Source organism: Micromonospora sp. NPDC003776 (assembly GCF_053605645.1).
On sequence record NZ_JBSGJR010000029.1, the window covers coordinates 21,998 to 28,288 of the forward strand.

Consider the following 6,291-nt stretch of genomic DNA (forward strand, 5'->3'; position numbering starts at 1 on the left):
GGTCATCCGGCCGTCAGCCGGAGACATCATCCTTCATGGATGGTGTGAGGGACGGTACCAATCGATCGCCACGTCGCCTGTCCCGTCGGAGGCGGAAGTCCGATCCGCCGGTCGGTCACCCGGAGCTGCGCCGCCGTGGTGCCGACCGGACACGGATCGGACCCCCGATCCGATCACCCCCAGTTCTGCGGGGCCGGCTGCCGGGTGGTGGCGTTCATCCGGTTGAAGAAGTTGGTGGTCGCGATCCAGAGCACCAGCGCGGCCAACTCCTTCTCCCCGAAGTGCCGGGCCGCCTCGTCCCAGATCTCGTCCGGCACCGCGTCGGCGCGGTCGGCGAGCCGGGTGGCGGCCTCGGCCAGGGCGAGCGCGGCCCGCTCGGCCTCGGTGAAGTACGGCGTCTCCCGCCACGCGGCCACCGCGAACAGCCGCTCCTCGGTCTCGCCGTTCTTGCGGGCGCTGCGCGCCCCGGAGTCGACGCAGGCGCTGCACCCGTTGATCTGGCTGGCCCGCAGGTGGACCAGCTCCAGCGTGCTGCCGGGCACCCCGGCCGAGTGGGCCGCCTTGTAGAGCAGGTTGACCGCCTTCACGGCGTCGGGGAGCAGCGCGGCGGGGTTCTGGATACGAGCCTCGATCGTCATGGTGATCCGTCCTGTCTTGTTACGCTGGCCGGCGTTCATCGCGCCGCCGCTGTTGTCGTCCGTCACCCGGATGTCGAGGCCCGGACGAGCGACGTGACAGTTGTGGCGGCGATCACTCTCCAGTCGCGGGGGTTGGCGGGATTTGAGCGGCAACGAGGTCTTGGTCCAGCGTTTCGAGGAGCAGCGGCCCCGGCTGCGCGCCGTCGCCCACCGGATGCTGGGGTCCGCGGCCGAGGCCGACGACGCGGTGCAGGACACCTGGTTGCGGCTCAGCCGCGCGGACGTCGACGGCATCGACAACCTGCCGGGCTGGCTGACCACCACCGTGGGGCGGGTCTGCCTGGACCGGCTGCGGTCGGGCACCACCCGGCACGAGGAGCCCGCCGACACCGCCGGGGAGGAACCCGCCGCCCCGCCGGCCGGCGGACGCGACCCGGAGCAGGAGGCCCTGCTCGCCGAGTCCGTCGGTCAGGCGCTCGAGGTCGTGCTGACCACCCTGGGCCCCACCGAGCGGCTGGTGTTCGTCCTGCACGACATGTTCGCCGTGCCCTTCGAGGAGATCGCGCCGGTCGTCGACCGCAGCGCGCCGGCCGTACGGCAGATCGCCAGCCGGGCCCGACGTCGGGTGCAGAGCCGCTCGGCCGACCCGGTGGCCGACCCCACCCGCCAGCGCCGGGTCGTCGAGGCGTTTCTCGCCGCCTCCCGGGAGGGGCGCTTCGAGGACCTGGTCAGCCTGCTCGACCCGTACGTGGTGCTGCGCGGCGACGCCACCGCGGTCCGGATGGGCGGGGCGGGCGAGCTGCGCGGCTCCTCCGCCGTGGCCGACTTCTTCAACGGCCGGGCGCAGGGCGCGGTGCCGGCGTACGTCGACGGGGCGGCGGGCGCTCTGGTGGTGGTCGACCGGCAGACCCGCCTCGTGCTCAGCTTCGTCGTCACCGACCGGATCCTCGGCATCGAGGTGGTGGCCGATCCCGAGCAGCTCCGCGCCCTGGAAGTGGTGGTGGAGGGGTGAGCCGCGCGGCCGAGGAGTCCAACCGGGCGATGCTGCGCGCCCGGGACGCCATGGACCGGGCGTACGCCGAGCCGCTGGACATCCCGGCGCTGGCCCGGATCGCGCACGTCTCCGAGGCGCACTTCATCCGTACCTTCCGGGCCACCTTTGGCGAGACGCCGCACCGTTACCTGCAACGCCGTCGGGTGGAGCGGGCCATGTCGATGCTGCTGGAGACCGGGCGCGACGTCACCGACATCTGCTACGCGGTCGGGTTCGGCAGCCTCGGCACGTTCAGCCGGACCTTCCACCAGATCGTCGGGGAGTCGCCCACCGACTTCCGCCGGCGCCGGGCGGCCGCCGCCGCCAACGTGCCGAGCTGTTTCGCCAAGGCCTGGACCAGACCCAGCAGTTTTGGATAAGCAGCAGGTCAGGGGCGGCCCGTAGCGTCTTCGGCATGACGATGAACGCGATTTCCCGCTCCCAGATCTACGTCCTCGATCAGGACGAGGCGCTCGACTTCTACGTCGGCAAGCTCGGCCTGGAGGTCAACACCGACCAGGACCTCGGCTTCATGCGCTGGCTCACCGTGCACGTACCCGGCGACCCGGAGCACGAGATCCTGCTGGAGAAGCCCGGGCCCCCGGCCCTCGACCCGGCCACCGCCGAGCAGGTGCGGGAGCTGCTCACCAAGGGCGCGATGGGCGGCTGGCTCTGCCTCACCACCGACGACGCCCGCAAGTCGTACGAGGAGCTGGTGGCCAAGGGCGTGGACATCACCGACGAGCCGACCGAGCGGCCGTACGGGATCGACTTCGGCATCCGCGACCCGTTCGGCAACCGGATCCGCATCGGCCAGATGTTCCCGCGCGGCTGAGGGGGCGGACCGGTGACCGAGGTGATCAGGGTTCGGCCGGTGAGCCGGGTGACGGTGGACGACGCCCTGCTGGCCGGCGGCGTCCTGGCCGGACCGCTCTGGGTGGCGGTCGCGCTGGCGCAGGGGCTGACCCGGGCGGGCTTCGATATCCGGCGGCATCCGGTCAGCGTGCTGAGCAACGGCGACCTGGGCTGGGTGCAGATCGCCGACTTCGTCCTCGCCGGGCTGCTCTGCCTGGGTGCCGCCCGGGCGCTGCGCCGGGTTCCGCACCCCGCCCTCGGCCGGGTCGCCGGCCCCTGGCTGATCGGCCAGTACGGCCTCGGGCTGGTGCTGTCGGGGATCTTCGTGGCCGATCCGGTGGACGGCTTCCCCGCCGGTACTCCGGCCGGGCCGGGCAGCCTGAGCTGGCACGGCCTGGCGCACTTCGGCGCCGGTGCGGTCGCCTTCACGGCCCTGATCGCGGCCTGCCTGGTCGCCGCGCGCCGGTTCGCCGGGCAGCGCGAGCGCGGCTGGTCGATCTTCAGCGCGGCCACCGGAATCTTCTTCGCGGCGGCCTGGCTGGCGATGATCGGCAGCGGTGGGCGACCGGCGACGATGATCGGCTTCGCCGTCGCGGTCGGGGCCGGCTGGGCCTGGGTCTCGGCCACCCTGTGGCGGGCCCGGCGGGCCGCGGCGCGCTGACGGGACACCCGGGATCGGGAGGCGCGGGCTAGGCTCGCGTCTCCCGATCGTGGTGAGGTGACGAGTGGCGAGCCGACTGCTCTACCTGGTCCGGCACGGCGAGCAGGACCGGGCCGAGGAGGGCGGGGACACCGGTCTCTCGGCGCGCGGGCGCCGGCAGGCCGAGCTGCTCGGCGACCGGCTGCGGGGGACGCCCTTCGCGGCCGTCCACCACGGGCCCGCGCGGCGGGCGGTGGAGACCGCCGAACTGGTCGCCACCGCCCTGCCCGGCGTACCCGTGCGGTGCTCGGAGAGCGTCGGGGACCATCTGCCGCACGACACGGACCCGGCGGGCCTGCCCCCGGCGTACGTCGACTTCCTGGCCGGGTTCGACGAGCGGGAGCGGACCGAGGGGCCGCGCCGGACGGCGGAGGCGGTGGCCCGCTTCGCGGCGGCACCGGCGGAGGGTGACGTCCGGGAGCTGGTGATCACCCACAACTTCCTGATCGGCTGGCTGGTGCGGCACGCGCTGGAGGCGCCGGAGCGGCGCTGGCTCGGCCTCAACCACCACAACTGCGGGCTGACCGTCATCCGCTACTACGCGGGTGGTCCGCCCAACCTGATCGCCCAGAACGACGTCGCCCACCTCCCGCCGGACCTCCGCGCCACCGGCCTGCCACCGGACTACCTCGTCTAGCCGCGCTTCCCGGGGGCAGGTCACGCCGGGCGGGTCAGCCGGTGGCCTGGTCGAGCAGCTCGACCACGGCGGCGGTGGCCGCCGGTGGGGTGACCTCCGGCGGGCAGTCCACGTAGCCGATCGTCGTGGCACCCACGGTGAGCTGGTAGGTGAAGGCGTCCGCGCACATGCTGGCCGGGGCGGTGGCGGTGGCCTCGGCGGGCAGCCGCGGGTCGGTGGTGAGCTGCCGCAGCCGGTCGAGGTCGGTGGCGGTGAGTTGGCCGGTGCGGGAGCCGCCGGAGCGGTCGACCTTCGTCCAGTGACCGTCAATCCGCACCGTGACGGTGTCGGACAGCCCGACGATGCCGCCGGACTTGGTCAGCACGACCTCGGTGGGCAGGGTGGCCGGCGGGCCGCCGGCGGCCGGGGCAGCGGACTGCGCGCACCCGGCCAGCGGGGTGAGAAACGCGGCGAGGAGGCCCGCCGCGACGGGGCTGGTTCTCATGCGGATCGGACGCGCGGGGGTGTCACTCGGTTCCGTGTCACCTGCACCACCTCATCCGAACGGCCAATGTCTGCGGCAGGAAGGCGTTCGCCCCCTTCCGCCTTCTTCGATGTATCGCTATATGTACATCAGTGACTACCCCCGTCACATCTTTCCCTCAGGAGGGCACGTGAAGAGACCCCTCGCCGCCGTCAGCGCAGCACTGCTCACCAGCGGCGTGCTGGCCTGCGTCACCACCACGGCGTACGCGGCAACCCCCAGCGCCCCCGGCTCCGAATCCGCCGCGGCGGCTCACGCGGACAGCCTGCTCCAGGCCAACCCCGGTGCCGTGCAGGGCGCCAGCGGGGAGGCGTACCAGGCCGTCCGCACGAAGGTGGACCCGTCCGGGGCCGCCCACACCCGGTACACGCGGACGTACCACGGCCTGCGCGTCTACGGCGGTGACTTCGTCATCCACACCGCCCCGAACGGCACCATGGTCGGCACCTCGTCCGGCCTGGCCGCCCCGCTCACCCTGAGCACCACCGCCAAGGTGGGCGCCGCCGCCGCCAGGACCAGCGCGCGCCAGGCGTTCTCCGGCACGCTCACCTCGCTGGGCAGCCCGGAGCTCTTCGTCGACGCCAGCTCGGGCAAGGGCCGCCTGGCTTGGGAGACCGTCGCCACCGGTTGGCAGGCGGACAAGCAGACCCCGTCGAAGCTGCACGTGGTCACCGACGCCACCACGGGCAAGGTGATCGGCTCGTACGACGAGATCGAGTCGGTGGTCGGCAGCGGTCAGGGCATCTACACCGGCACGGTCAGCATCGACACGACGCTCTCCGGCAGCACCTACTCGATGGTGGACCCGTCGCACGGCAACGGCCGTACCTGCGACATGAACAACACCACCAGCGGGACCTGCACCACCTTCACCGACGCCGACAACGCGTGGGGCAACGGCACCAACTCGAACCGGCAGTCCGCCGGCGTCGACGCCCACTTCGGCGCGGCGAAGACCTTCGACTACTTCAAGAACGTGCACGGCCGCAACGGCATCTTCGGCAACGGCACCGGCGTGCCGAGCCGGGTGCACTACGGCAGCAACTACGTCAACGCCTTCTGGGACGGCTCCCAGATGACCTACGGCGACGGCTCCAGCAACTCCCGTCCGCTGGTCTCGCTCGACGTGGCCGGCCACGAGATGAGCCACGGCGTCACCGAGGCGCTCGCCGGCCTGGTCTACTCCGGTGAGTCGGGCGGCCTCAACGAGGCCACCAGCGACATCTTCGGCAACATGGTGGAGTTCTACGCCGCCGCGCCGGCCGACCCGGGCGACTACCAGGTCGGTGAGAAGATCAACATCAACGGCAACGGTACGCCGCTGCGCTACATGTACAACCCGTCGCTGGACGGCTCGTCCGACTCCTGCTGGAGCACCAGCACCAAGAACAAGGACGTGCACTACTCGTCCGGCGTGGCGAACCACTTCTTCTTCAACCTCGCCGAGGGCACCGGCGCCACCTCGTACGGCACCTCGCCGGTCTGCGGCTCGGCGCCGGCCGTGGTGGGCATCGGCCGCGCCAAGGCGGAGAAGATCTGGTACCGGGCGCTCGACCTGTACTTCACCTCCAACACCTCGTACGTGAACACCACCACCCCGTCGAACACCGCCCGGGCGTACACCCTCAAGGCGGCGACGGACCTGTACGGGAACTGCTCCACCGAGTACAAGACCGTGCAGGCGGCGTGGACCGCGGTGAACGTGGCCGGCTCCGACGCGCCCTGCGGCTCGACCGGTAACGACTTCTCCGTCTCGCTCTCGCCGACCTCCGGCTCGGTGACCGCGGGCGGCTCGGTCTCCACCACCGTCGCCACCGCCACCACCAACGGGTCGGCGCAGTCGGTCAGCCTCTCCGCGAGCGGCCTGCCGAGCGGCGCCACCGCCTCCTTCAACCCGTCGACGGT

The 6,291-nt window shown here is 72.2% G+C and carries 8 protein-coding genes; 6 read left to right on the forward strand and 2 right to left on the reverse strand.

Annotated elements, in window-relative coordinates:
- Positions 1–173: 173 nt before the first annotated feature.
- Positions 174–638, reverse strand: a complete 465-nt coding sequence (locus ACWEVO_RS04985) for a carboxymuconolactone decarboxylase family protein (RefSeq protein WP_452306273.1) — start codon at positions 636–638, stop codon at positions 174–176.
- Positions 639–798: 160 nt separating this feature from the next.
- On the opposite strand from ACWEVO_RS04985, the gene ACWEVO_RS04990 reads away from it, so the two are divergent.
- The 5 genes from ACWEVO_RS04990 (at position 799) to ACWEVO_RS05010 (ending at position 3,863) form a co-directional block, all read left to right on the forward strand.
- A complete protein-coding gene (locus tag ACWEVO_RS04990) occupies positions 799–1,650 on the forward strand; it encodes a sigma-70 family RNA polymerase sigma factor (RefSeq protein WP_452306265.1) in 852 nt (283 codons plus the stop codon).
- A complete protein-coding gene (locus ACWEVO_RS04995) occupies positions 1,647–2,051 on the forward strand; it encodes a helix-turn-helix domain-containing protein (protein ID WP_452306266.1) in 405 nt (134 codons plus the stop codon). The genes ACWEVO_RS04990 and ACWEVO_RS04995 overlap by 4 nt, the downstream gene beginning before the upstream one ends.
- Before the next feature lie 35 nt (positions 2,052–2,086).
- Positions 2,087–2,506: a VOC family protein gene (locus tag ACWEVO_RS05000; protein ID WP_452306267.1), complete on the forward strand. Its 420-nt coding sequence runs from the start codon at positions 2,087–2,089 to the stop codon at positions 2,504–2,506.
- A 39-nt stretch (positions 2,507–2,545) separates the two neighbouring features.
- Complete coding sequence (locus ACWEVO_RS05005; protein ID WP_452306268.1) at positions 2,546–3,187, forward strand: DUF998 domain-containing protein; 642 nt, start codon at positions 2,546–2,548, stop codon at positions 3,185–3,187.
- 64 nt (positions 3,188–3,251) lie between these two features.
- Complete coding sequence (locus ACWEVO_RS05010) at positions 3,252–3,863, forward strand: histidine phosphatase family protein (RefSeq protein WP_452306269.1); 612 nt, start codon at positions 3,252–3,254, stop codon at positions 3,861–3,863.
- Positions 3,864–3,897: 34 nt separating this feature from the next.
- On the opposite strand, the gene ACWEVO_RS05015 is transcribed toward ACWEVO_RS05010, so the two are convergent.
- On the reverse strand, positions 3,898–4,347 hold the full coding sequence (locus ACWEVO_RS05015; RefSeq protein ID WP_452306270.1) for a hypothetical protein: 450 nt from the start codon (positions 4,345–4,347) through the stop codon (positions 3,898–3,900).
- 169 nt (positions 4,348–4,516) lie between these two features.
- Between ACWEVO_RS05015 and ACWEVO_RS05020 the strand changes: the two genes are divergently transcribed.
- Positions 4,517–6,291, forward strand: a 1,775-nt coding sequence (locus tag ACWEVO_RS05020; RefSeq protein WP_452306271.1) for a M4 family metallopeptidase, incomplete at its 3' end; no start/stop codon positions are given.